Genomic DNA, 23,828 nt, shown 5'->3' on the forward strand with positions numbered 1-23,828 from the left:
GAGGTGTTTATATGCATATCACTGCTGAAAGAATTAGAGAAGCAACAGAAGCACTTGCTTCTACTGAGCTTGAAACATTTATGTACCAAGAGCCAACTGCTCTTCACAGACGCTCTCGTCGTCGTTCTACTCGCCGTTCTACTCGCCGCACTACTCGTCGCACTACTCGCCGTTCTACTCGTCGCACTACTCGTCGCACTACTCGCCGTTCTACTCGTCGTTCTACTCGTCGCACTACTCGTCGCACTACTCGCCGTTCTACTCGTCGCTCTAGCCATCGCCGCTGTCGCTGCGGTTCACCTTGCTGCTCATATCCATGGTTTAATAAATCATTTGGCTGCTGCTTTAAAGGGCATGGCTGTAGCCGCTAAATAAACCTAAAGCAAGCCGAGTTTAAAACATACGCGGCTTGCTTTTTTAAAGATTTTTATTTTACATAATCATTCGTTTTACTCTTCTTAAAAAAGAAAACAAAGTATAATAGTGGGAAAGACTCTCTCTTAAAAGGAGGCCTACCCATGCACTTATCTTTTGATCATCTTGTTCATTTTTCACCTGATCCTATTAAAGCTCAGAAAGAACTAAACGAATACGGAATAAATGTTATTAAAGGCGGTACCCATGAAAAATGGGGCACTTTTAACACGTTGGCTTATTTTCACCTCAGCTATATTGAATGGCTTGGGCTTAAAGATATCGCATTAGCTCAAACAGTTACAGATAATGATCTTATTCAGCAGCTTGTTAACGAACATACGCCATTTGGTCATTTTGGGCGATTGGCCCTTCGTACAGATGATATAGATTTGCTCATAACCGAGCTGAAAGACAAGGGCTACACTGTAAAAGGCCCTGTAGCGGGGTCTCGTCAAACTAATGATGGAGAAAGACTTCAATGGCAAATGTGTTTTATTGAAGATGACTATGATGCCCTCCCTTTTCCTTTCTTTATTGAGTGGGGTGAACCAGAAGAAAAACGCAAACCAAAGCTAGCTGCTCTTTCTTCCCATCAAGCCGGTCAGCTGCAGCTAAAAAACATTTACTGTGCTGTACATAACCTTGAAGAATCCATCAGCAAATGGACAAAACTGCTGGACGTTCAGGCTGGCGAAAGCTACAAAGACTCTTTACTTGATGCACGTTGTCAAAAACTATATGTCAATGAAGGAAACCTTATTTTTTGCAGCGGAACACAAGGTGTTGTCCATGATACATTAAAAAAAGTTGGAGAGCGTCCATTTTTGGTTGAATTGGATCACGCTCTAACACCGCAACAAATTACCGTACAAGGAGCTTCTTTTAAATTCAACAAATAAACATCCGCGGACGGATGTTTATTTCTGTGCTTCTTTTATAGCTTGATAAATGAAGTGAGGCAAAATTTCAAAGGAATACTGAACGTCTAATCTTTCGGTCCATTGATGCGCATCTCTTCCCAGCGGTCCAATGTTCAGCACCGGCATCTTCAGCTCCTCTAGCTCTTCTAGCGGGATATGATATCCTTTATTCCATAGAGGCATATTGGCTACTAACGTGTTAAATGTATGAAGCGGGTGCTGCAGGCTGGCATAGCTTAAATCCGAAATTCCACCAAAATAACTTTGTTCAACTAGCTCCACTTGGAATTGCTCTTTGGCAGTTGCCTGTACGTTTGACAAAATCTTTTGTACAAAGAGATCATCATGTGAACAAACGGCCGGGTAAAAAGGCGGCGTAAAAAATAAGACTATCATCGGAGCTGCTTCTTTACATAAACCAGCTAAAGAGTTTACTAATTTAATGGTTTTATTTCTGTCATCATCTTCTTGTGCCAAAAGTGCCGCTTCCATTTCTTGCACATATTTTTCACCGTGCTGTTTGACTGCATGAGTATAAAGTTCTTCATACGTCCATACGTTCACGTCAAGGGATGAACCCTCCATTCCCACAGCGTACTGCCGAGCAGCTTTATTATAATGTTTTTTTACATTCAAAGCCGCTTTGTCAGCCGATTTCAACAGCAGATCTGTTACTTCTTTAAGAGAGCGGTTTAACATAAATAAATTAAATAATACAACGGCAGAGTGCGGAACTTGAACGGAATACTCTTCTTTTAAATCTCTTTGTATCAGCACAGTAGGAGGTGGACTCGTTTCATCTCTTACTTTTTCGCAAAAATCAACGTTTAGTTCTATTTCTTTTGTTAAATAAGAAGCTAGTAAATTAGCATTCAAACCAGCTAGCGGTTCCCCTACATGAGTTTCTTTTCCATAACACAAAAAGCTTGGCATGATCTTGCCAATCGATCCTGAGTACACATAGTTCGTTTGATCACCAGGATAGCGGCTGAACACTGGTTCTGCATTTAGCATGAGAGAAAAATCCAGCTGATGTTTGCACGCAAGTTCTAAAAGAACAGGCACTGCTTTTCTCATTCCGAGCGAATTTACTTCTTCATCCGGTACCGACAGAAGCAGGATGTTTCCGTCAAACTCTCCGTTGCATGCTCGTTCAATCATACTGATATGCAGAGCAATACCTGCTTTCATGTCCATCGTTCCTCGGCCAAAAAGCCAGTCTCCTTTTACCATATCTTTTTGTACGTGCGCCGGAACTTGTTCCATATCATTATAAAAAGTACTCGTTAACGTATCAGCGTGAAAAGCATCCTTTTTCCACTGTCCATAATCTTGTACATCCACTACATCGTAATGACTGACTAATACAACTGTTTTATTCGTATTTTTCCCTTCAACAAAAGCTGTGACAATCGATCGCCCGTCTCCTGTTGAATGAAGCTCAACTTGCTCGTTTTTTTGAAAGTAAGGCAGCTTCAATAAATACGACGCTATCGATTCAGCCATTTCCACTTCTGCCATCGTTCCTGTCACGCTAGGTATAGAAACCAATTCGCTTACAAGCTTCTTTAACTGTTCTCTTGTTTGATACAAAGATGTTTTGTTCGACATACCCTTCATCTCTTTCCTTTTTCTAAATTTTCCATCAAACAAAACGATTCGTCAATCCCTTTGACAGAGACCCTTTCATTCTATCCCTATGTATCATAGTATGCGCTTCCTTGACGCAAATGATAAAAAAAGAGTGCGCGGCTAGGGCTAGCACCGCACACTCTTTTTTTTACTTTTCGTCATCTTCTAAAAAGTCTAGGATACGATCAATAAGCTGTTCGCTTCCTGCATCGTTTCCATGTTCAAGAGACATTTCCATTTCAATGCTCCTTTCATAAAATATTCTTGTTTTATAACATACCACAATTCATTTCGAATGTAACCTTTAATTTGTGTAAAAATTTCGACAATTTATGATTAATTTTGAAACCTAGTGAGTAATGATTATACCCACCAGATTCTTCAATTGTCAAAAAACATGCTTTCTATTTAAAAACACTTTAAAAATAGAGGCGCGAGCAGACTTCTATAAAAGACAGCCTACTCGCTCAAGCTTGGAACAGCATGATGAATAAATTTCTAGTTCATTTGCTTTTTGTACATCTTTAATATCTATGCCTACAGCATATGTACGAACATGGTTTTCGACCACAATTTCATAAAATGTTTCTAATTCACGATAAGCTACTTGATAATGCTTTCCTAATAATTTTACGGCTTCCTTTAATGCTTTCTCTCCTGTATGTGCTGCAACTGCTGTATGACTCATAAAACCCTCTCCTTTTAGAAAAATAAAAAAAACTCATTTTGCTTTGATGCAAAATGAGTTTTTCACCCGTTTTATCACCCAAAGCACATGCTTTGCTGGTAGGAGCACCTTACATTCGTAGGTTGCTGTGGAGTCAAAGAGCCAGATCTCTCGTCCACTCGTGATAACTTTTTTAATTTAAAATTTATTTTATCAAACAATTCCATCCGCGTAAATAGAAAAATAAAAATATTTTAATTTTTTTGGTAATGGAATGAATTCAAAAAGTCAAAGCTTAGATTAGCAAAATAAGAAGCTGCTACAAGTAATGCCTCTTCATTTAATGAAAAAGAAGGATGGTGCCATTCATATTCTCCAGCCGTACCCATCCATACAAAAAATCCTGGTACACGCTGCTGATATACGGCAAAATCTTCTCCTCCAGGCGATTGTTCAGCTTCTACGACTTGATAACTAAGATTCTCTGCAGCGTTAATAACCAATTTTTCCAGCGTATCATCATTGTTTACTACAGGAAGATACGGATACCATTTAACGTCTACTGAAGCCCCGAAAGCTGCTCCAATCCCTTCAGCAGTTCGTTTCATAAGAGCCGGTATTTTTTCTCTCGCTTCTTCTTGAAAGGTACGCACCGTTCCTTCAAGCGTTACTTTGTCAGGAATGACGTTCCACGAGCTCCCTCCGTGGATTTGAGTTATGCTGACAACAACATTTTGAAATGGACTGAGATTACGGCTGACAATGGTTTGTAAACTAGTAACAATTTGACCAGCAGCAGCAATCGGATCTACTGTTTTTTCAGGGATGCCCGCGTGACCTCCTACTCCTTTGACGTCAATTTCAAAACGATCAACACTTGCCATTAAAGGTCCCGATTTGATACCAATGGTTCCTACAGGAAGATCCGGTTTGTTATGCATCCCAAATATCGCTTCTACTCCGTCGAGCACACCTTTTTCAACTAGCATTTTTGCCCCAGAAGCCGTTTCTTCGGCCGGTTGAAAGATAAATCGAACCGTACCGCAAAGCTCCTGCTGACGCTCTTTGAGAAGAATGGCTGCTCCGATTATAGAAGCCGTATGAAAATCATGTCCGCATGCGTGCATAACACCGTTCACTTCAGAAGCAAATGGCAGATTGGTTTTTTCTTCAATTGGCAGCGCATCAATATCAGCTCGAATAGCGATAGTAGGTCCCGGCTTTCCTCCCACAATTTCCGCTACTGCTCCCACGTCTAAATGGAATGCATCCGCTATAGAAATATCGTAGTGCTTTAACCACTTTTTAATACGTTTAGTTGTTTCATATTCTTTCATTGAAAGCTCTGGAAACCGGTGCAGCTCACGGCGTATGTCTATTAGCGTATTTAGTAGTAATTGATCTGTCATATTTATCACTCTTTCACATTTCTTAATTTAGACCACTTCTCTATCTTTTACGACAAAGAGTGTACCTCATTGAATTTTTTATAAAGAAATACGGTCGTATAGCCTTGTGCAAGGTGCTTTTCTTTAGCTTGAACATATCCTTTTCGTTCATACATCTCAACTAACCAAGGATGTTCTTTTGCTGTTCCTAAAGACACACCTGGCGATTTAAACGTATTCTTTATTACCTCTTCCTCTACTAGATGCAGCAGCTTAGATCCAACGCCTTTCCTGGCAAGCGACGGGTCCACTGCAAACCACCAAAAATGCGGAACAGCAAACGGACCTGGATGTTCTCCCCAAGGCATTCGTATAGATACAGTGGCAGCGATTCTTTTATCTTCTTCATATACATAGCAAAGGTTTTGAGAAATATTTTTCTTAACGAGGGCAAGATCAGCAGTAGCTGCTAAGAAAGGAATGCCTAGCTCTCGAATAGGCTTATATGCTTGTAGAGTTAAGTTCAATAAGTTATCCGCGTCGTCATTTGTTGCCAAACGGAATTCATTTTTCATCTCTTTGTCTCCTTATATAGTACTTAAATATTTTATTTAACTTATAAGTTTACTAAGAATTAAAAAAGACAGACTGCCGCCTTGCGTACTCACTATACAACTGCTTTAATAACGTGTCAATTCTATTTATCGTTTTCTATAAAAGATATAAATAAAACAAATACACGCAGAAAACTGCGCGTATTACGTACATATCAAGATAGACTTCAGGACTCACTTACCGTAGCTTTTAAATTAGCTGCCAACATCACAAGTTCTTCTATAGATGCTAACTCTTCTTGTGAAGCCGCAGCTACTTCTTCAGCGTAAGCAGCTGCTTGTTTAGCAACCTCCGAAAGGGTCATGACGGACTCCATTACTTTGAACGAATACCCATCAATCTCTCCTGTTGCTTTTGTCATTTTGTTCATTTGTTCTTGAGCGGCAAAGACATCTTCCATAATTGTGGAAAACTGTTGCGTTACATCTTCGACAGTGGCAATACCAAGCGTGACTTCTTCCGTATTCACTTCCATGTTTTGATAAGCCCGCTTTGCCTGTACTTCAATTTCTTTTAACAAATGACTGATTTGTATAGCGGACGTTTTAGATTCTTCCGCTAGCTTACGTACTTCCCCTGCCACTACAGCAAAACCTTTTCCATGTTCTCCAGCCCTTGCAGCTTCAATAGCAGCATTAAGTGCAAGAAGATTTGTTTGTTCAGCAATTCTTGTAATCGTATTAATAATGCGGCCAATCTCTGCGGAACGATCTTCGAGTCCCTTTACTTCACTGGTCGATATCTTAACGGTTTCATAGATTTTATTCATTTGATTCGTCACATCTTTCACCGCAACATTTCCGGTAGAAGCATGTTCAGAGGCTCTGTTCATCGATTGTTGTACCTTTGAAGAATGATCAGTCATTTTCTGAAGCAGCTTGGCCATATCCACCATAGCTTGCTCGGTTTCAACCACACTTAGCAACTGCTTATCAGAACCCGCAGCAATTTCTTGAATCGACATCGTAACTTCTGTCACAGCTGTTTTTGTTTCCTCCATGCTTACAAGCAATTGCTCTGAGGAATGACTGACCGTGCTCTTTGTTTTACTTATTTTCTGACGCAGCATTCTCATGTGAGTCATCATTTCATTAAATGAAGATATGAGTGTACTAATCTCATTTTTCCCTTTCAAAGGAACAACATCTACAGATAAATCGCCGTTTGAAATCCCTTTCATTGTTTTTGACAAATTTTCAACCGCAATTATGTAGCGACGTATGATAAAATAGAACACGGTAGTTGTAAAAGAAACAAACAGAAATGTAATCACTAGCGTAATCGAAGCTGCTTGCTCTTGTTTCACAATAAGATAATAATTGGTTACTTCAATTACAGTAGATGTTATGGCCATCATGGCTGCAATCATACATAGCATTTTCATGCGTAAACTTTGAAAAGCTTTTTTCATTTTTTCATCCCCTATACAATCTAAAGACATAGAATGTCTAATCTATATTAGTAGTATCGGCATATTTTTATATTTTTTTGTAAAAACTAAAGAAGAATTGAAACAATTATTATTGGCGCTTTTCCACTAAATATTGGAATACATATCTTCCTGCAAGGCGCTGCAACAGCAGTTGATAACTGTCTGATTATTCTTTCATTTGACCAAACTCTACCTTTGCTTATAAAATGAAGATTTGTAGAAAGGAGTACGAAAAATTTTATGTATACGTATCAAACAGGCAATCAAACAATTGACTACAAAATTGAAGTCGTTCCAAATAGAACCGATATCACGGTGCAAATTTGTGACAAAGAAGGGGTAAAAGTTATTATCCCAAGAGGTCTTAATGAAAACAATGTGCGTTCAATCATCGCACGCAAAGCAACATGGATTTTAAAACAACTAAACGGTTCACAACCAGCTGAGGAAAAGCCAGCTGCTCCAAAGAAAGAAGCAGTAAAAAAAGAAACAGCTAAAAAAGAGGCTCCTAAAGCAGCAGCTTCTGCAGCTAAAACTGGTTCTTTTGAAGAAGGAGACAAATTCCCTTACCTAGGGCGTCAATACCGCTTAAACATCGTTCGTGGAGATGTAGCAAAGGCTGAAATGACATTCCGTGCAAAATTCATTGCTACAGTACCTGAAAGCTGGAACGAGCAGCAAACAAATGAAGGTATTGGACAACTATTAACAGAATGGTACCAAGGCCGCGCAGGCGAAAAATTCCAAGAAGCTTTGAAATCTGTTAAAAAAGCAGCTGACAATGCTCCTGAATCTGTTAAGTGGGACGAGTTAGGTGAAGAATACGCTACGACTCAAGATAATACAATCGTATTAAACTGGCGTTTGCTAACAGCTCCTCTTGCAACAATTGAATATGTCATTGCTTCTCAATTTACAAATGCAGATGAGTTATTCGAAGATGCAGCTGAACGCAAACAGTGGTTAAGCGATAACACCCTAAACGCATTTTAAGTTTATACATAAAAAAAGCACGCGGCGAACGCGTGCTTTTTTTATTTTGATACAAGAGTCTTACTGCTCAAAAATTAGTTAACCTCATAGGTTCATTCAAGCGCATTTTATAAAGAAATATATAATATACATGTTTAAAGGTTTATTAATCTAATTTTAAAAGCAGTAAGTAAGACTAAACTGATTCTATAAAAAACTGCTTTTTATCCTTTTAGTACTCTAAACGCTTCTCTTACTTTTCGTGCAAAATCTAACGGTGGCTCTACGGATTCAAAGTGCATATACATTGCTCTCGGTTCTTCAAATAGCCAATGGTTGTGAACGGCCGTAACCTTAATATCTCTTTTTCTAAGCTCCGTTAATAATGGATTTACCTCTTCTTGCAAAAGCACGGTTTCACCTAGATTTAGCGCTCTTCCTTTGCTATCTAAATCTTCAAAAGTGAAAAATTGAGGGGTAACTAATGGAGAGCGCGTAGGACGCCCTAAAATTTTAAAACGAATCGTACGAAACTTTTGTACTAAACAAACGCCATTTTCATCTAAACTGCCTTGTCCACCTAGAATTCTCGCAAACTCCTGACATAGACTCTTTTTATTTTCCCAACTCATTATCCTGACTTCCTCTCTTATAATAACTTGTCCTTTCTTAATAAATATATGTGAAAGTTATTAAATAGAAACGGCAAACGCACAAGAAAACTACCTATTTGATAAATCCTTATTAGCAAAAGTCATATTTATTTTTCTTTGTTCATATCAATAGCATGTATTTTTGAATTTAACTAAAAAGAGAAATTCAGATGCCCATTTAAATAATTTACTTAAACAGTTTTTAAAAATTGAATTTATAGGAGGAAGTAAAATGAAAAAAATAGGCAAAGATGATTTTATTTCAGGGTTTGTTCCTCATCATAATCATGGCTCAGTGGACTACACTTCCGTTGCGTCAGGACATGTCCATCAGTGTCTCGATGTAACGTCTCCTCCAATTCACAGCGAGGATGGAAGCCACATTCACTATACAGAAGGCTATGTTGTTTTTGAAGACGGACATACACATCATTACAAAGCCTACTCTGGTCCCGCTATTCCCATTGGCAACGGTATGCATGTTCACTATTATGACTTTTACACCAGCGAAGACAACCAGCATCGGCATCATGTCAAAGGCGTAGACCACCCTGCTCCAGGTGATAGATAATGAAACAATTTAATGCAATTAGATCAAAGTCTCATCTTGCGTTTATATAAAATCTTTAGTAAAAGTGAGGCTGGAACAACAGTATCTTAGCCCAAGTGAAAAACGAACCATTGATCAACATGTTTGATGAGGGGTTCGTTTTTTTGTTACTTGAATACAGCTTCATCTGTTTCGTTCCTTCTGGCAGTTGATTGAAGGGCAAGGCAAAGACTCCTGCTGGAAAAGCGGAACAGGTGAGACCCCGCAGGAGCGCAAGCGACGAGGAGGCTCAGCGGCCGACCGCTGAAAGCGAAGCCTTCCTTGTACGGAAATCAACTGCGGTGTCATAAGCGGTTCAGCTCATGTATCTCATTTGTTCGTCTTTAGGTTGGATTCATTTGAATATGTCACAGCCTCTTTGTACATATATGATTTAAATGAAAGGCTCTCCCCCTGCTTAATGTGCTTAAGCAAAAAAGGATACGCGAGCTCTTTATTCCAAAAATTCGACATACCAGGTCTTTGGACATGTCAAACCTTCTACACCAATCGATATATTGTGTTTTAAAAGAAAGATATATATAATCAAGAAAATGTTTGATTTTGTTTAAATGTGGATACGTATACCTATAAGCAAGATAGCAAACACTTAAGACAAGTGGTTACGCTGTAAAAGGTGTAATGACCATGTAAAGAAAGGAAGTGCAGCTTATGAAAGGACAGAGCTTTTTTATTTTAGGACTTATATTTGCTCTTATCATTGCTGTTTTAGCTGTAATTAACAACGATCCTGTACAATTTAACTATGTATTTGGTTCGCAAAAATGGCCTCTTATTTTAATCATCTTAACAACGGCTGTGTTTGGAGGAGTTGTTGCTGCTTCATTGAGCTTTGTAAAAATTGTTCAACTAAGAGGACAAGTGAAACAGAAAAACAAGCGAATTGCTGAACTGGAAGAAGAAATCAAGCAGCATAAGCCTGTTGAGCCTGTTGAGCCTGTTGTGGAAGAAGAGCCAAATCAACCAGCTACTCGCACTGAGCGCGCTCAGTTATAATAAAGAAAAGTCGTTATTCTCTAGAATAACGGCTTTTTTCATTTTTTGTTCCGCCAAGCATATTTTCGGGATACACGCATAAACAGATAGATATGGAAAACTTTAGTTCTGAATGGTACAATCAACACTGTTATATCTCTATGAAAAACTTAAATTGACAGTCTTACCGTTAAGAAGGTGTTCATCCATTATGATCAATAAAAAAATAAAGCGTGAAATTCTTACATACACAAGCGTCATCCTCGGCACCGTTTTGCTTTCTGTTGTCGTTCAGCACTATTGGTTTCAGCCCTACACTGTGAAAGGTGATTCTATGAAGCCTATTTTGCACGAAGGCAATCGAATTATTATTAACAAACACAGCAAGCTGGAGCGCTTTGACATTGTTGTTTTACAAGCTCCCTATAGCAGTGATTTTCTAGTCAAGCGGATTGTGGGCTTACCTGGAGAAACAGTCGAATACAAAGATGATGTTCTGTATATAAATAACAAGGTCAAAAAAGAGCCGCATCTCCATAAATACTTATCTAAAGTGCCTGCTTACGAGCGATTTACTGAAAACTTTTCCACGTATGAACTGTCTCCAGACGGCACGATACCGGATGGATACGTATTAGTGCTAGGTGACAACAGACGCATAAGCCGGGACGGAAGACATTTTGGCCTCACCCCCATTTCTTCAATCATGGGAGAAGTCAACATGAAATATTGGCCTTTAAACGAAATGACTTTTATGCACTAACACATAAAAAGAGGTTGAGGCATAACGAAATGAATCCAACTTAAAGACGAACAAATGGGATACATGAGCTGAACCGCTTGTGACACCTATGTTCACCATAACAAACAAAAACGAACCACTAATCAGTCAGACATGTTGATTAGTGGTTCGTTTTTCACTTCAGCTAAAATACTTTTGTTCCAGCCTCTTTTTATTTTGGATTTTCTTTGTTTTCTACATGCTGTTCTTCTGCAAATTCTGTGTCATACGCTAGTTTTCGCTTAAAAGCCGGGCGCGTTCTCGCTGTATGCTTTGTTTCAATATGGTTGAATAAGTAGCGGTGAACAAAAACCTCGGCAAATGTAATAATTGCTGCAGAAATAATACTTCCCCAAGCAATTTGAACGTAGCTGTCTAATAACAATGTGCCAAAAATCCATACGCTCATATATGTTAGAACAAATTCAACAATAATGGCATCACGGTTGCCCACTCGAGGCAGTACAATTCGATCCACTACTAGATATGTCACAACTGTCGTTAGCAAGCTAAAAGAAATAATGTCTCCGATGGTTGCATCAAAAAACAAATCAAGGCCTATACCAAACGCAATAAGTGCCGCTGCAAATTTAATAAGCAATAATGTTGCATGATTCATATTTGAACCCTCCTTTTTCTATATTAATTTGAACAAAAATAGGGAAATTAATACCTTTTTTGCCAAGAAGGGTATAATATAAGCAAAGCCAGTACGTTTGAGACAGCTCTAGCGTACAACAATGATTTGGGAGATGTTGTAATGATTGTACTAGAAAATAGCGAAATGAAAGTCAGCATTGAAGAAAAAGGAGCGGAAGTTGTAGAAGTATTTCATAAAGAAAAAGGCCTGCAGTTTATGTGGAGCGGAGACCCCGCTTATTGGGGACGAGTATCGCCCGTATTGTTTCCAATCGTAGGCCGATTAAAAAATGATCAGTATACCGTTGATCAGCGCGAATACTCTTTGCCTCAGCACGGCTTTTTACGTGATTCTACTTTCAGCGTGATTGAGCAAACAAACGAAACTACACGGCTGAAATTCGCCACAAACGGCCGTTTTAAAGACGTGTATCCGTTTGAATGTTCAGTTGAAATTAGCTACCGGCTGGAAAACAACCGATTAACGTTTCAGTGGAAAGTAGTAAATGAAGATAAAGAGGATATGTATTTTTCAATTGGAGCCCACCCTGCTTTTCGTATTCCGTTACGTGAAAACGAGCAGATTTCTGATTACTTTTTAGAAATAGAGCCTTCTGAAACTACGCCGAAGGAATTTGTATTAAAAGACGCTCTTATTCATGAAAAAGGGGCTGCAGAAAACTTGCACAAGCTGCCGCTAAGCGCAGATTTATTTGCAAATGATGCGTTAATTTTTAGTCATATTGACGGAATTACGATTAAATCGCCGGTTAATGAAAATCATATTAACGTTCAGTTTAATGATTTCCCGTATGTCGGTATTTGGTCAAAGTATGATGCAGAAAATCATACAATCGCTCCATTTCTTTGCATCGAACCTTGGTTTGGAATTGCAGATACGCATGACCACAACGGAAATTTCAAAGAAAAATTAGGCATCAACCGTTTATCAAAAGACGGTGTATTTCAAACAGAATTCTCTGTTTCCTTTAGCTAATGCAACACATAACAAAATCAATCCAATCAACAGCTAGAAGCAGTTAAATAGATTAAACCCGCGTTCACCATAACAATAAAAAGATCCGAACGATTACTCGTTCGGATCTTCCTTTAACTAACATATTTTTGTCCCAGCCTCTTTTATATTAGTTATTTACAACATCGCTATTTTTTAGCGCATGGACTTGCTCTATTAGCTTCTGAACGTATTCTTCGCTGAGTACACCTGTTGCTCCTCGAATAATTTCAGTCGAATAGTGATCCGGAGGTGCGACTTCTTTTTCTTTATTTAACACAAAAAAAGTAAGAACATGATCCACCATCTTACCTTCATGCTCGACAGAAATAATAGCAGGACGATAGCCGTTATTATCTACCCCTTCTCTGCCATACAAATACGTAATTGCTTCGGGCGGCACGCGGTACAGTTTGCCTTCAACAACTCCGCCTTCTTCAACCATGTCTGCACGTCCTCCGTCATGAATAACGTGGTTATATCGAAGCGTATAGCCTTTAAAAACAGCTCTGCCAAGACAGTCTTGGAAATGCTGGTCAACGCCGTGCTTAATAAAACGATCGTTATCCATACATGAACCGTAAGCAAAATACAGCATGCCTTCTAATAAATCTTCTTTCCATACGCGCCAGTTTCCGCCTGGGATAAATTCTTGCAGCAGGGAACGGTCTCTTGCTACATACACAACGGCTTCAAATTCACCTTGGTCCGTTTCAACCGTTTGCACAATTTTATCATATTCATTGTCTTTATGACCTTCGTGAATGTACCCTTCTAATTCATCAAGCGCCTTCCACATAAGCTGATCGGTCACTTCATATACTTCTCCGTACGTAATATGTTCACTGTCAATATCGAGCATAGGATAGCCGTGCTTAGTGTCATATAATTTCCCTTTCGTTTTTGCCTGTTTGGCAATTGAGCGCGCATGATGCAGCAATCCGTGATTACCTTCTCCTTCAAGAAGCGTTCCGTATACAAATAAATAATTGCACATACTCCTTATTCCCCCTCTTTCTCTTCATAAAGCTCTAGCGGTAACCCGTCCGGATCAGCAAAAAATGTGAATTTTTTTCCCGTTAGTTCATCTACCCTAATAGGTTCCACATCAATCCCTTGCTGCTCTAGTTCACGCTTGGAATCCTCTACGCTTTCAACCGCAAAAGCTAAATGGCGTAAGCCGCACGCTTCAGGTCTTGAAGGACGCTGTGGCGGATTTGGAAACGAGAACAACTCAATTTGATAGCCAGGAGCTACTTCTAAATCTAGCTTATATGAATCTCTTTCTTTTCTATATGTTTCTTCTATAATCTTGCATCCTAACACATTTACATAAAAAGCTTTTGAACGTTCATAATTACTTCCTATAATGGCTACGTGGTGCATTCGTTTTAAATTCATTTCATTCTCCCATAAAAACCCTTTTCTAATCATCCTACACAAAATGCCGGCAAACATCAAATAATTACGTTATCACCTTTGACTAGAGTGATAAAAGTCACGGACATAGTGTCTCATAACAAGTAATATAACAACGAGGTGAATAACATGATTTCGTTAACATTTAAATCTAGAATTGACAGAACTCAAAATTTAGATTCGTTAAAAGAAGAAGCTGCTATTATGCACCGTATTGCTGATCAGCTATCTCCAATGAGCTCTGAGTTCATAGAATATACTGAACGTATTCAATATGTGTATGAACGCATGCACATTATCGTACGTCATCCTACTAAAAAACTCGCTTAATATAAGCGAGTTTTTTTTATAAAATCTTTGTCAAACTACCTTATTTTGAGATATACTGAATGCTAATAAAAAAATGAAACTTTTTGATCTTACGCGCGTATACTTAATTACGATAGGATAAAAGATAAATAGTTGCGTAGATAAAAACCATCACGTGATGGTTGACATAGTTAAAGGAGGTGGTATTCTGATGGGGTTGCGACATACAAAATTGGCGAACTTGCAGAGATGGCACATGTAACGAAGCGCACGGTTGACTATTATACTAACATTGGGTTGTTAAAAGCAGAACGCTCTGCTTCTAACTATCGCTTTTATAACGAAGAAGCGCTGAAACGTCTTTACTTAATTGAAAAATTAAAAAGCGAAGGCCGTTCTCTTGAAGAGATTTCTTCTCTCTTTTCTGTAGAGCAATCCGAGAATAGCCACTCCAAAGACGAATTAGCATCCAAATTTTACGTACTAAACGACAGTTTAAAAGAAGTTGCACCGCTTATGGAAAAGCTTAACGAAGAAGATCGAAAAGTAATGATGAATGGGCTTTCACCAGAAAGCGTCACTCTTTTGCACTCTTTACTGCTGCTGCTGTCGTAAATTTATTATTTACAGGAGGTGTTTACTTACTTTATAGCACTATAAAGTAAGTATATTCATTGATAACCATTAACTTAATTATTTTTGCGATTTTAATTGTACTCACTGCTTTTTTCGTTGCTTCAGAGTTTGCAATTGTGAAGCTTCGTAGTTCACGGGTAGATCAACTTGTTGCTGAAGGCAAAAAAGGAGCGAATGCGGTTAAAACCGTAACGACACACTTAGATGAGTATTTATCTGCGTGTCAGCTTGGTATTACGATTACTGCTTTAGGACTCGGTTGGTTAGGAGAACCGACTGTTGCGAAGATTTTGGAACCTCTGTTTGAAGAACTTGGTGTTGCTGCATCTTTAACACATATTCTTTCATTCATTATCGCATTTGCGCTTGTAACGTTTGTTCACGTAGTCGTTGGTGAATTAGCGCCAAAAACATTTGCGATTCAAAAAGCTGAAACAGTTACGTTATTGTTTGCTCGTCCGTTAATTTTATTCTATAAAATCATGTTCCCTTTCATTTGGTTACTCAATGGTTCTGCCCGTTTGTTAACTGGCATGTTTGGATTAAAGCCAGCTTCAGAGCATGAACTTGCGCACAGTGAAGAAGAGCTGCGCATTATTTTATCAGAAAGTTTTAAAGGCGGGGAAATTAACCAGTCTGAATATAAGTACGTGAACAACATTTTTGAATTCGATAACCGTGTTGCTCGCGAAATCATGGTACCAAGAACAGAAATTTCAGCTGTTTCTGAAGACGACAGCATTGAAGATTTCTTAAAGCTTGCTGTAGAAGACCGCTACACCCGTTACCCTGTTACCGTTGACGGAGACAAAGATAACATTATCGGCTTAGTCAACGTCAAAGAGATTCTAAACGATGTCGTAATTAACGATGCGTTAAAAAAGCAAAGCGTGAAGCTTTATATGAATCCTATTATTCAAGTAATTGAAACCGTAGCGATTCAAGACCTACTGCGCTCGATGCAGAAGAAACGTACGCATATGGCCGTGTTGATTGACGAGTACGGCGGTACGGCTGGTATCGTTACCGTTGAAGATATTTTAGAAGAAATCGTTGGAGAAATTCGAGATGAGTTTGATACAGATGAAAAGCCGCTTGTTCAAAAAATCAGCGATCAGCACTTTGTCTTTAACTCAAAAGTACTGCTTGAAGAAGTCAACGAAGTGCTTCATATCGAAATTGAAAACGATGATATCGATACAATCGGCGGCTGGATGCTGATGCAAAATATCGATATTCAAGAAGGCGAATCGTTCAAACTTTTTGGATACGAGTTTATTGCAAAAGAAATGGACGGTCACCAAATGAAAGAAGTGGAAGTACGTGCCCTTCCTGAGGAAGAACGCGTGCAGCCTGAAAGCCATTCACCAGAACAAGAAGTTACACAAGCATAATAGAAAGAGCCGCTTCTTCATGAAGCGGCTCTTTTTTTATGATTGTTTACTCTTAATCATGCAGCAGCTTATACACAACGTTCTCTTCTGCGTCTTCCCCAGTCTTTTCCTTCGCTTGGTCCATCGTGCCGACAAACTCCAGCTTTCCTTCCTTTAAGACGGCAAACCGATCACACACGCCTAAAATTTCATTCAAATCATGGGTGATATAGATAATCGTCTTTCCTTTTGCCGCCAGCTGTTTAATATAACGAATGATCTCAAGCTTGGACTGCAAATCAATTCCGACTGTCGGCTCGTCCATTAACAAAACGGACGGTTCATGAATAAGTGAAACGGCTATATTCAGCTTTCGCTTCATGCCTCCTGATAAATTTTTCACTTTATCCTTCCATCTTCCTTCGAGCTGTACAGCTGAGCAAAGAGACTGAAGCTGTTCATTCGACAAAGAGCGTGAAGTCATTTTGCTCCACATTTTCATGTTTTCTTTTACGCTAAGCTCTTCCCACAGCGCTATGTCTTGTGGAACGTAGCCAATGACTTCTCGTATCGCTTTTTGATTTTTCTTAAGCGATAAGCCTCCAATCGTGACATTCCCGCTTGAAGGAGCCGTAATGGTAGACAAAATAGACAGAAGCGTTGACTTACCAGCGCCGTTTGGTCCTAAAAGACCAATGACTTCTCCACTTTCTACGGTCAGCGTAACATTTGCTAACGATTGTTTTTTTCCGTATGTTTTGCTAACATTGTTAATTTCAATCATTTAATGCTCCTCACATTCCACACTATTTTAAACGTGCACAAACATATGCATCCAATGGAAACAGCTATCTCTTTCCAAATGAACGTAAGCGGCAGTGTATGCTGATACAGAAGCAGATGCTGCGGAAGCCACTGACTTATTCTTTCAATCGTTGCAGAAAGCTCTCCTACCGGGAAAAAGCTCCCTCCTATTATGCTGAGTCCTGTGACTGTGACGACGCTGATCATATAATAAGAGCCAACTCGCTGACTTTCACTTGCAAGCCACGTGCTAAAAGCAACGCACACAATCACATAGATACACATATACAGCAGCACACCGTAAGACTCTGCTCCATACAGCCATTCAAATAGAGCAAAACTGATGAGAGCTTGAAGCACGTATAGCACAGCATAAGCGGCGCTGACGCTTCGAATATAACCATAAAGTCCTTTTTGCATGGTCTTCATTCGTTTAAAAAGATGACTCCGCTCTTTAATCATCCAATCTGATGTAATGCAGCAAAGTAAAAGCGTAAAAAATCCCCATAGCGGCACGTATCCGGTCATTTGAACGCTCCCTTGCTTCTTATACTTCTTCGTTCCTTGCGCCTCGTAATCAATTGTCATCAGCGGCTTTGGTTTCCACTGGTTATCGGTATAGTGATACGCTTCTTTCCATAAATCCGGTCCTGCATGAATGTGATAGACTTTATATAAAAAACGCACTTCATTTGCGGCTTTAACATTTGTCGTTAACCGTGTCACTTCACTGGCCACGACTTCTCGAACCGCTTCTGTCGCAACGGAAGAAGGCAGCGTAAGCAAATCAATGACTCCTTGATAATTCCCCGCTGCTACTTCTTGCTGAAATCCGTTAGGAAACACAAAAATGCTGTCAATTTTATTTTTCTCCAGCTGCTTTCTCGCTTGTTCTTCATTCATAGAAAGAAACTGAATTTCTGTTGTTTTCCGCAGTCGATCCAGCACTTGTTTAGACATGTTGCTGTGGTCTTGATCGACAAGAGCAACGGGTATTTTTGAATCACTTTGTACTTTTGCTAAAAACGAGCTGCTGATGACCGTTCCTATTAAAGGTAAAAAGAAAATCATGACAATAAGCATAGGACGCTTCAGCAGCTGCTTTATTTTTTCACTGATCATTTTCTCCACCGCCTTTGCAAAGTCATCACGTAGCCAACAGCAAGAACAAAACTTCCTGCTGCCGTAATGAGAATAGGCTTAAGGTAAAGAAAAGCTTCGTTTGTGTTATATCCATCAAATTCATAAAATAACAGCTCCAAGACGCGGGTGTTGAGTGACCATTTTTGAAAACCACTAGCCCAGTCTGGTAAATAGACGACCGGCACAACATGTCCGCTTAAAACCGCACTCAGCAAAATAAACAGCATGCCGGTTAGTTGATAAGCTTTTTGTGATAAAAAAAGAACCCGAAGAAGTAAAAACAAACATAAAAAAGCAAACAAACTTCCGCTTATCCCTAGAAAAAGCTCTCCGTACGTACCGGTTACAGGCAGTTTCAGTCCTTTAATGATGCTTCCAAACAATACGACAGATACCGGTAGCAAAAGAACAAACAGAGCCGTCATCTGCGCTAAATAAATGCGAAGAAACGATACACCTCTTGTTTTCATTCGATCCAGCACGGGAGAAGTCTGCGTTTCACTAGCAAGCAGCCATCCGCCGTAGCTCCAAATCATAAGTAGCAAAGCAGCAAAAGACAGGACATAATATTGCTTCATATCCTGCTGGAAGAAACTCGTTTCTACTTGTTCATCAAATAAACTTCCTCTATCTAATACATGAAGCCCAAACGTTACTAAGCTCTTCTTAAATTCTGCGCGTCTCTTTTCATCGGAAACATTTTCTTTTTCTAAAAAGGCATCAACCGTATTAATACCGCTTTGAGCGGCTGACGTGTAGTCGGCTGCACTTTCCATCACGTAGCGAAACACCTGTGACTGAAGCGGCTTATTGTTGTTTCCAATGACGTGTAAAGGCTGATTTTTCCCATGAGCAATATCGTGACTAAAACCTTTTGGCAGTGTTACAATGGCTGCCACTTTATTTTGCTGCAGCAGCTGTTTAGCTTTCTCTTCATTCGTATAAAGCGGCTTCATGATCTTGCGAAGCTTACCTTCAGTCAGCTGTTCGATGACGTACTTCGTCTGTGCAGTATCATCTTTATCCACAATGGCCACGGGAAACCGATTGACTTTCTCCTCACCTTGCATGGTCTGACTAATAATGATCCCTGCTCCAAGTAAAAACAGAGCAGGGATCATTATTAGCAGTATGAGAGATTTTATATTTTTCAATAGAGCTTTACATGTAAAAAGAGTCAAAGAGAAATATATCTTCATCTGCTTTGCACCTTTTAGTAACCAGCGGTTCCCATATTCATCATGAGACCTTGAACATTTTTAGCGAAATTTTCTTGAATCGACAGCATATCTTCAGGCGTTACATCTTTTACGTTTGTCGCATTAGATGCGTCAAGCTCTGGAATAGAGGCTGATTTTTTTAATTGAGAAGCAGAGTCAATTTTTAACGTAACGTTTGCAGGATCTGCTTTTGGTCCTATTTTTGTACGAATATCAAACGAATAATCTGCTTTTCCTTTTGAAGCACTTATTGCTTGATTCTGCTTTACTTCTCCGTTTACTACTAGATCTTCTTGATCACCTAAGTCTAAAGAGAAAGTACGGTCAGCCGTCTGTTTTGCATCGGTTTTACCGTTGATTACTGAATTCATTTTAAACGTCATATTCGTGTCTTCATCTTTTGAATCTTTTGTTAACAAATGAATAGACATGTTTTCTTTTCTCTTTTCACTTTCCGTTGTTACGTCATTTTTCATATCAAACGTAAATGCATCATCGGTAGTGCTATCGGTTAGGACTGCTTTGAACTGCTTAGCCGTTTTGTTATCTTCATACGGAATATTTTTAGTTACGACGTTAAGTTTTCCTTTATCGTTAGAAGCATTTTTTACGCCAATGTTCATATCGCGAGCTACAACAACATCATCTTGAACGTACACAGTTGATTTAACACCGCCAGGGTAAGTCGTATCTTTTGCTTCTTTTTGGAAGTCTTGAAGACTTTCTTTTACTGATTTTTTCAATTCTTTTGGATCTGCCATATCTTTTAATTCTGGATTTGTCGCTGCTGAAGATTTAAACAGCTTAGACACGTGATTTGCATAGATAGTATGAAGCTTGTCATCTTTCGCTACCTTCGCAATAAGCTTATCCATAAATTGTTTTGTTTCTTTGTCAGACATGTTAAGCGTCACGCTTGTTAACTGAAGCGTTTTGCCATTTGTTTTATAATCCACATTTTTTTCTTTTGTAAAATAATCGCTGTCTAGCTGATCATAAATGAACGTTCCATACTCTTTTGCAATGTAGGTTTTTTCTTTTTCCGTTAACTTTAAGTCTTCTAAACTTACGTTACTCGTGTTAATATCAAGCGTTTCAGGACCTGAATACGAAGGATCGAACTTACGCGCTACCTGTCCATATTCGTCTAAGTTTAAATAGAAATATTCATTTGCTAGAATCGGGGCTTTAAAGCCTATTCTTTCTTTCGTTTGAAAACCTTCTAGGTCAAGCGCTTTTGAACCGCCGATATTAAGAGCCAGTGAACCGTATGCTTCACTTTTTTTCGGATCTTGTTCCGCTTTAATTTTAATTTCAGCTTTACTGATAAGATCTTGAATCATTTTAAAGCTTGGATCATACGAAAGTGAATCCATGTTAAAGCCGCCTTTGACAGTAGCATTTGTGGTAGAAGGCTGCTTCATCGCTTTTTCCTGATAAGCCATCGTTTCACTGTACTTCGTTTCTAATTCATCTGCTGCTTTTTGATACGTATTTACTTCAGAAATTAAATATAACTGCTTAGGAGATTTTTTAAATACCGTAGCAAATGTAATTACTCCTCCAATAATCACAATTAAAGCTGCCAAAATGATAATCCATTTAGCTGGCGCTTTTTTGGGAGCGGGCGCTGTTTCTAGCGAAGCCGCTGTTTCGTCTGTTGTTCTGTTTTGATCTTTCTCACTCATCTACACCAGAACCTCCTATGTATTTTGTTAGTCACTTTGTACATGATAAGGAATGGTTTCCATAAATTCTACTACTTCGACAAAATAAGACAATAATTAGTCCGATAAACCGATGTCTTTCGGTGCAATATCGTGTGCAAAGTACTCTACTTAAGTACCCAATATATTGAAAATAAAACCAATTATTCAAAACTATCTCAATAACTATTAAAATACGTAAATGACTTATCTTCTTGTATTTTTACAATATATTCCTATAATTAAGTATTTACACCTAAGAATTACAAAGCGCAGTTTTTTCCTCTTTCCTTTCATCACATACAGGTGATATCTATGTACGTCTTTATGAAAACATGATAAAAACATCAGCGTTTTGTTCTGTTTTGAAAGGGAAATAATAATAGTGAGAAAGCTTTTTTCTTGCCTGTGACATAAAAATCGAATAAAGTATTCCTAAATACATTTCACACAATTTAATTTGAGGATAGAAAAAGGAGGATATCATTTATGAATATACGCGTCACTCCTTCTGCAAAAGAAGCGTTGCAGAACGTAGAACAAAATCAAATGATTCAGCTTTCTTTTGATCGGGGGAGCTGCGATATTGTTAATACGATTTATGAAATGAAGATCATCTCAAAGCGCAGCCTTCAACCCTATGAAAAAGTTGTAACGGTTGAAGACTTAGAGTTTATTGTTGACGATGACATGGAAGAAGTGTACGACAATGAGCTGGTGATCGATCACGCGGCAGGTGCTTTTATCTTCAAAAATCACAACCAAATTTTTAATAATCGCGTAGGACTACGCTATATCAATTCATAGAAAAAAGCAGGGAGCTCCCTGCTTTTTTTCTTGCATATGTCTTTTATCGATTGACCTTCAACCGCTCTTGGATAAATAACAACACGTTCACAAGGCTATTTTCTTCATAGACATTCACTTGCTGACGCTTAAATTCTCCTTGTTCATGGTAGTAAATAATATCTCCCGTTCCTTTGTCTTCATTCATATGTAAATGAAAACTAAGCGGCGTTGCCAAAATAGATCCGTCTTCATCTCGCTGAAGAATTTGACAAAGCGTTTGATTCCCTTGTTTTTCAGATAAAAAGTCATAGCCAAATTGACGTGCTAACTTCTCCACTTGTGCAGCAATAAGAGCTGTAATCGGTTGATTGTCTTTCATAAGCAGTATTTCTCCTTACTTCATCTCATTAGGGTTTTCTTATTAGTATACTATACCTTAAACTTCTGGAGCTAACGACTTAACCTGTGCATATCATGACCACATGTCCATCCGGATCTTTTATCGTAAAAAACGAAAAATCATCAAAAGAAGTAATCGGAGACTCAATCGTATAGTCCATCCCTTTAACAAATTCATACGCTTCTTTAATATCTTCCGTATGGAAATTAAAAATTGGATGGAGGCTAGCCGCTATTTGTTTTTCTGTTCCTTCAGGACCCGCGTCTAGTGTTAACCCCGTTTCTCCATCAATGTTAAGATTATAAACGGGGTCCTTCACCTCGCTCATCTTGTATTCTTGACTCAGTAACTCGCTATACCATTTTACTGAAGACTTTAAATTGGATACGTGGATAAATACCGTATTCATTTTGTTGAAAACAGGACTTGGTATTTTTACCCTCCTTTTTGTTTTTCTATTCATTCTATACCATTATCCACGTATCACTTTATACCTGCTACTTCCTTAAGTTTTGCTCATATATACAGAAAAGCTTGCGAATACTATTCACAAGCTTTTTCTTCATAAAAAATATGTATGCTGTACAACTACAATCACAACCGCAATTAAAATCGAAGGCAGTAAATTAGCAACTTTAATTTTAATAATTTCTAATAAATTAATTCCAATTGCTAAAATTAACACGCCGCCTACTCCTGTGACTTCGGCAATGATACTATTCATTAAATCTTGCGGCACAATCGTATTAATTTGCGTGGCAAATAACGCAATGATGCCTTCGTATAGAAACACGGGCACAGCTGAAAAAATGACGCCTATTCCAAGCGTAGTCGTTAATAATAATGAGATAAACCCATCCATCACCGCTTTTGTAAACAATACGCTGTGATCGCCGCGTATTCCGCTGTCTAATGCCCCGACAATCGCCATCGCTCCAATAACAAAAATTAACGTCCCTGTTACAAAGCCCTGTGACATACTGAATGTTTGCTTGTCATTTTGCTGTGATTGAAATTTCCGTTCAATCATATTGCCTAAAAGGTTTAGCTTTTCATCTAAATCAATGAACTCACCAATAACCGCTCCAATGGCTAAGCTCAAAATTACAATTAAAAACTGATGACTTTTAAAACCCATTTGCAAACCGAGCGTGATAACGGATAAACCCATCACTTGCATCACCGTCACGCTTACTTTTTCAGGAATGCGGTGAGCAAGCTTGCCCATTAATGTTCCTACAACAATTGCTAATCCATTGACTAATGCTCCTATAATAAACATGCCGTCACCTTTACCATGAATAATGCCGCTT

At 38.7% G+C, this 23,828-nt stretch carries 27 protein-coding genes and 1 riboswitch; of the genes, 11 read left to right on the top strand and 16 right to left on the bottom strand.

Translation table 11 applies throughout. The annotated features are described in order from the left end of the window. Positions 1–11: 11 nt before the first annotated feature. A complete protein-coding gene (locus ACH0CI_RS13300; protein ID WP_406901572.1) occupies positions 12–371 on the top strand; it encodes a CotG/ExsB N-terminal domain-containing protein in 360 nt (119 codons plus the stop codon). Positions 372–518: 147 nt separating this feature from the next. Then, a complete protein-coding gene (locus ACH0CI_RS13305) occupies positions 519–1,316 on the top strand; it encodes a VOC family protein (RefSeq protein WP_406901574.1) in 798 nt (265 codons plus the stop codon). Positions 1,317–1,334: 18 nt separating this feature from the next. Here the strand turns inward: ACH0CI_RS13305 and ACH0CI_RS13310 are convergent, their stop codons facing one another. The 5 genes from ACH0CI_RS13310 to ACH0CI_RS13330 all read right to left on the bottom strand — a co-directional run bounded on the left by ACH0CI_RS13310 (position 1,335) and on the right by ACH0CI_RS13330 (position 7,050). Continuing rightward, the gene (locus ACH0CI_RS13310) at positions 1,335–2,948 is read right to left on the bottom strand and encodes a M20/M25/M40 family metallo-hydrolase (RefSeq protein WP_406901576.1); all 1,614 of its coding nucleotides are present in this window, start codon (positions 2,946–2,948) and stop codon (positions 1,335–1,337) included. 466 nt (positions 2,949–3,414) lie between these two features. Continuing rightward, positions 3,415–3,657, bottom strand: a complete 243-nt coding sequence (locus ACH0CI_RS13315; RefSeq protein ID WP_028414204.1) for a hypothetical protein — start codon at positions 3,655–3,657, stop codon at positions 3,415–3,417. Between the two features lie 68 nt (positions 3,658–3,725). Continuing rightward, positions 3,726–3,827, bottom strand: a riboswitch (SAM riboswitch). Between the two features lie 63 nt (positions 3,828–3,890). Beyond that, positions 3,891–5,045 (bottom strand): amidohydrolase, encoded by a 1,155-nt coding sequence (locus tag ACH0CI_RS13320; protein ID WP_406901577.1) that lies wholly within the window; start codon positions 5,043–5,045, stop codon positions 3,891–3,893. 47 nt (positions 5,046–5,092) lie between these two features. Further along, positions 5,093–5,599 carry a GNAT family N-acetyltransferase gene (locus tag ACH0CI_RS13325; RefSeq protein ID WP_048020280.1) on the bottom strand — a complete coding sequence of 169 codons (507 nt, stop codon included), beginning with the start codon at positions 5,597–5,599 and terminating at the stop codon, positions 5,093–5,095. A gap of 206 nt (positions 5,600–5,805) precedes the next feature. Next, on the bottom strand, positions 5,806–7,050 hold the full coding sequence (locus tag ACH0CI_RS13330) for a methyl-accepting chemotaxis protein (protein ID WP_328153269.1): 1,245 nt from the start codon (positions 7,048–7,050) through the stop codon (positions 5,806–5,808). 261 nt (positions 7,051–7,311) lie between these two features. Between ACH0CI_RS13330 and ACH0CI_RS13335 the strand changes: the two genes are divergently transcribed. After that, positions 7,312–8,064 carry a M48 family metallopeptidase gene (locus ACH0CI_RS13335; protein WP_028414208.1) on the top strand — a complete coding sequence of 251 codons (753 nt, stop codon included), beginning with the start codon at positions 7,312–7,314 and terminating at the stop codon, positions 8,062–8,064. A gap of 203 nt (positions 8,065–8,267) precedes the next feature. Here the strand turns inward: ACH0CI_RS13335 and ACH0CI_RS13340 are convergent, their stop codons facing one another. Beyond that, entirely contained in the window at positions 8,268–8,675 is a 408-nt protein-coding gene (locus ACH0CI_RS13340) for a DUF1259 domain-containing protein (protein WP_016763340.1), read from the bottom strand. A gap of 253 nt (positions 8,676–8,928) precedes the next feature. Between ACH0CI_RS13340 and ACH0CI_RS13345 the strand changes: the two genes are divergently transcribed. The 3 genes from ACH0CI_RS13345 (at position 8,929) to lepB (ending at position 11,044) form a co-directional block, all read left to right on the top strand. Next, entirely contained in the window at positions 8,929–9,267 is a 339-nt protein-coding gene (locus ACH0CI_RS13345) for a YmaF family protein (protein WP_406901580.1), read from the top strand. A gap of 690 nt (positions 9,268–9,957) precedes the next feature. Next, positions 9,958–10,302, top strand: coding sequence for a LapA family protein (locus ACH0CI_RS13350; protein WP_406901581.1), 345 nt, complete (start codon positions 9,958–9,960; stop codon positions 10,300–10,302). 190 nt (positions 10,303–10,492) lie between these two features. Further along, positions 10,493–11,044 (top strand): signal peptidase I, encoded by a 552-nt coding sequence (lepB, locus tag ACH0CI_RS13355; RefSeq protein ID WP_098112680.1) that lies wholly within the window; start codon positions 10,493–10,495, stop codon positions 11,042–11,044. A gap of 190 nt (positions 11,045–11,234) precedes the next feature. On the opposite strand, the gene ACH0CI_RS13360 is transcribed toward lepB, so the two are convergent. Then, positions 11,235–11,681: a YndM family protein gene (locus ACH0CI_RS13360; protein ID WP_016763336.1), complete on the bottom strand. Its 447-nt coding sequence runs from the start codon at positions 11,679–11,681 to the stop codon at positions 11,235–11,237. A gap of 141 nt (positions 11,682–11,822) precedes the next feature. On the opposite strand from ACH0CI_RS13360, the gene ACH0CI_RS13365 reads away from it, so the two are divergent. Next, positions 11,823–12,698, top strand: coding sequence for an aldose 1-epimerase family protein (locus tag ACH0CI_RS13365; protein ID WP_406901582.1), 876 nt, complete (start codon positions 11,823–11,825; stop codon positions 12,696–12,698). Between the two features lie 148 nt (positions 12,699–12,846). Here ACH0CI_RS13365 and ACH0CI_RS13370 read toward each other — a convergent pair whose 3' ends face one another. Together ACH0CI_RS13370 and gloA2 are read right to left on the bottom strand one after the other, a co-directional pair. Beyond that, positions 12,847–13,713: a gamma-glutamylcyclotransferase family protein gene (locus ACH0CI_RS13370; RefSeq protein WP_099000178.1), complete on the bottom strand. Its 867-nt coding sequence runs from the start codon at positions 13,711–13,713 to the stop codon at positions 12,847–12,849. Positions 13,714–13,718: 5 nt separating this feature from the next. Beyond that, a complete protein-coding gene (gene gloA2 / locus ACH0CI_RS13375) occupies positions 13,719–14,117 on the bottom strand; it encodes an SMU1112c/YaeR family gloxylase I-like metalloprotein (RefSeq protein WP_014461134.1) in 399 nt (132 codons plus the stop codon). A gap of 147 nt (positions 14,118–14,264) precedes the next feature. Between gloA2 and ACH0CI_RS13380 the strand changes: the two genes are divergently transcribed. The 3 genes from ACH0CI_RS13380 to ACH0CI_RS13390 all read left to right on the top strand — a co-directional run bounded on the left by ACH0CI_RS13380 (position 14,265) and on the right by ACH0CI_RS13390 (position 16,474). Continuing rightward, positions 14,265–14,465 carry a hypothetical protein gene (locus tag ACH0CI_RS13380; RefSeq protein ID WP_028414212.1) on the top strand — a complete coding sequence of 67 codons (201 nt, stop codon included), beginning with the start codon at positions 14,265–14,267 and terminating at the stop codon, positions 14,463–14,465. A 228-nt stretch (positions 14,466–14,693) separates the two neighbouring features. Further along, positions 14,694–15,059, top strand: a complete 366-nt coding sequence (locus tag ACH0CI_RS13385) for a MerR family transcriptional regulator (RefSeq protein WP_406901583.1) — start codon at positions 14,694–14,696, stop codon at positions 15,057–15,059. Positions 15,060–15,118: 59 nt separating this feature from the next. Then, entirely contained in the window at positions 15,119–16,474 is a 1,356-nt protein-coding gene (locus ACH0CI_RS13390; protein WP_033578338.1) for a hemolysin family protein, read from the top strand. Between the two features lie 52 nt (positions 16,475–16,526). Here the strand turns inward: ACH0CI_RS13390 and ACH0CI_RS13395 are convergent, their stop codons facing one another. From ACH0CI_RS13395 to ACH0CI_RS13410, 4 genes are read right to left on the bottom strand one after another with little or no spacing between them, the layout of a single operon-like run. Beyond that, positions 16,527–17,237: an ABC transporter ATP-binding protein gene (locus ACH0CI_RS13395; protein WP_182029583.1), complete on the bottom strand. Its 711-nt coding sequence runs from the start codon at positions 17,235–17,237 to the stop codon at positions 16,527–16,529. Then, positions 17,234–18,379 (bottom strand): ABC transporter permease, encoded by a 1,146-nt coding sequence (locus ACH0CI_RS13400; RefSeq protein WP_406901585.1) that lies wholly within the window; start codon positions 18,377–18,379, stop codon positions 17,234–17,236. Before ACH0CI_RS13400 ends, ACH0CI_RS13395 begins: the two co-directional genes overlap by 4 nt. Next, positions 18,376–19,599 (bottom strand): ABC transporter permease, encoded by a 1,224-nt coding sequence (locus ACH0CI_RS13405; RefSeq protein WP_406901586.1) that lies wholly within the window; start codon positions 19,597–19,599, stop codon positions 18,376–18,378. Before ACH0CI_RS13405 ends, ACH0CI_RS13400 begins: the two co-directional genes overlap by 4 nt. A 14-nt stretch (positions 19,600–19,613) precedes the next feature. Next, complete coding sequence (locus tag ACH0CI_RS13410) at positions 19,614–21,308, bottom strand: hypothetical protein (RefSeq protein WP_406901588.1); 1,695 nt, start codon at positions 21,306–21,308, stop codon at positions 19,614–19,616. A 507-nt stretch (positions 21,309–21,815) separates the two neighbouring features. Between ACH0CI_RS13410 and ACH0CI_RS13415 the strand changes: the two genes are divergently transcribed. Continuing rightward, a complete protein-coding gene (locus tag ACH0CI_RS13415) occupies positions 21,816–22,133 on the top strand; it encodes an iron-sulfur cluster biosynthesis family protein (protein WP_028414219.1) in 318 nt (105 codons plus the stop codon). A gap of 43 nt (positions 22,134–22,176) precedes the next feature. Here ACH0CI_RS13415 and ACH0CI_RS13420 read toward each other — a convergent pair whose 3' ends face one another. The 3 genes from ACH0CI_RS13420 to ACH0CI_RS13430 form a co-directional block, all read right to left on the bottom strand. Further along, positions 22,177–22,494 carry a hypothetical protein gene (locus ACH0CI_RS13420; protein ID WP_016763330.1) on the bottom strand — a complete coding sequence of 106 codons (318 nt, stop codon included), beginning with the start codon at positions 22,492–22,494 and terminating at the stop codon, positions 22,177–22,179. A 79-nt stretch (positions 22,495–22,573) separates the two neighbouring features. Continuing rightward, positions 22,574–22,978, bottom strand: coding sequence for a VOC family protein (locus ACH0CI_RS13425; RefSeq protein ID WP_406901590.1), 405 nt, complete (start codon positions 22,976–22,978; stop codon positions 22,574–22,576). Between the two features lie 99 nt (positions 22,979–23,077). Then, a complete protein-coding gene (locus ACH0CI_RS13430; RefSeq protein WP_406901780.1) occupies positions 23,078–23,797 on the bottom strand; it encodes a DUF554 domain-containing protein in 720 nt (239 codons plus the stop codon). Positions 23,798–23,828: the final 31 nt, after the last annotated feature.

This window comes from Priestia sp. 179-F W1.4 NHS (assembly GCF_045369295.1).
GTDB lineage: Bacteria > Bacillota > Bacilli > Bacillales > Bacillaceae_H > Priestia > Priestia zanthoxyli.

Bases quoted from the DNA above. Each gene is read 5' to 3' on its own strand.
- ACH0CI_RS13400 (WP_406901585.1), bottom strand. From the start codon at position 18,379: ATGATCAGTGAAAAAATAAAGCAGCTGCTGAAGCGTCCTATGCTTATT.
- gloA2 (WP_014461134.1), bottom strand. From the start codon at position 14,117: ATGAATTTAAAACGAATGCACCACGTAGCCATTATAGGAAGTAATTAT.
- ACH0CI_RS13370 (WP_099000178.1), bottom strand. From the start codon at position 13,713: ATGTGCAATTATTTATTTGTATACGGAACGCTTCTTGAAGGAGAAGGT.
- ACH0CI_RS13410 (WP_406901588.1), bottom strand. From the start codon at position 21,308: ATGAGTGAGAAAGATCAAAACAGAACAACAGACGAAACAGCGGCTTCG.
- ACH0CI_RS13350 (WP_406901581.1), top strand. From the start codon at position 9,958: ATGAAAGGACAGAGCTTTTTTATTTTAGGACTTATATTTGCTCTTATC.
- ACH0CI_RS13420 (WP_016763330.1), bottom strand. From the start codon at position 22,494: ATGAAAGACAATCAACCGATTACAGCTCTTATTGCTGCACAAGTGGAG.
- ACH0CI_RS13325 (WP_048020280.1), bottom strand. From the start codon at position 5,599: ATGAAAAATGAATTCCGTTTGGCAACAAATGACGACGCGGATAACTTA.
- ACH0CI_RS13395 (WP_182029583.1), bottom strand. From the start codon at position 17,237: ATGATTGAAATTAACAATGTTAGCAAAACATACGGAAAAAAACAATCG.
- ACH0CI_RS13315 (WP_028414204.1), bottom strand. From the start codon at position 3,657: ATGAGTCATACAGCAGTTGCAGCACATACAGGAGAGAAAGCATTAAAG.
- ACH0CI_RS13365 (WP_406901582.1), top strand. From the start codon at position 11,823: ATGATTGTACTAGAAAATAGCGAAATGAAAGTCAGCATTGAAGAAAAA.
- lepB (WP_098112680.1), top strand. From the start codon at position 10,493: ATGATCAATAAAAAAATAAAGCGTGAAATTCTTACATACACAAGCGTC.
- ACH0CI_RS13405 (WP_406901586.1), bottom strand. From the start codon at position 19,599: ATGAAGATATATTTCTCTTTGACTCTTTTTACATGTAAAGCTCTATTG.
- ACH0CI_RS13380 (WP_028414212.1), top strand. From the start codon at position 14,265: ATGATTTCGTTAACATTTAAATCTAGAATTGACAGAACTCAAAATTTA.
- ACH0CI_RS13330 (WP_328153269.1), bottom strand. From the start codon at position 7,050: ATGAAAAAAGCTTTTCAAAGTTTACGCATGAAAATGCTATGTATGATT.
- ACH0CI_RS13385 (WP_406901583.1), top strand. From the start codon at position 14,694: ATGGCACATGTAACGAAGCGCACGGTTGACTATTATACTAACATTGGG.
- ACH0CI_RS13310 (WP_406901576.1), bottom strand. From the start codon at position 2,948: ATGTCGAACAAAACATCTTTGTATCAAACAAGAGAACAGTTAAAGAAG.
- ACH0CI_RS13430 (WP_406901780.1), bottom strand. From the start codon at position 23,797: ATGTTTATTATAGGAGCATTAGTCAATGGATTAGCAATTGTTGTAGGA.
- ACH0CI_RS13335 (WP_028414208.1), top strand. From the start codon at position 7,312: ATGTATACGTATCAAACAGGCAATCAAACAATTGACTACAAAATTGAA.
- ACH0CI_RS13305 (WP_406901574.1), top strand. From the start codon at position 519: ATGCACTTATCTTTTGATCATCTTGTTCATTTTTCACCTGATCCTATT.
- ACH0CI_RS13360 (WP_016763336.1), bottom strand. From the start codon at position 11,681: ATGAATCATGCAACATTATTGCTTATTAAATTTGCAGCGGCACTTATT.
- ACH0CI_RS13345 (WP_406901580.1), top strand. From the start codon at position 8,929: ATGAAAAAAATAGGCAAAGATGATTTTATTTCAGGGTTTGTTCCTCAT.
- ACH0CI_RS13415 (WP_028414219.1), top strand. From the start codon at position 21,816: ATGAATATACGCGTCACTCCTTCTGCAAAAGAAGCGTTGCAGAACGTA.
- ACH0CI_RS13425 (WP_406901590.1), bottom strand. From the start codon at position 22,978: ATGAATAGAAAAACAAAAAGGAGGGTAAAAATACCAAGTCCTGTTTTC.
- ACH0CI_RS13300 (WP_406901572.1), top strand. From the start codon at position 12: ATGCATATCACTGCTGAAAGAATTAGAGAAGCAACAGAAGCACTTGCT.
- ACH0CI_RS13340 (WP_016763340.1), bottom strand. From the start codon at position 8,675: ATGAGTTGGGAAAATAAAAAGAGTCTATGTCAGGAGTTTGCGAGAATT.
- ACH0CI_RS13320 (WP_406901577.1), bottom strand. From the start codon at position 5,045: ATGACAGATCAATTACTACTAAATACGCTAATAGACATACGCCGTGAG.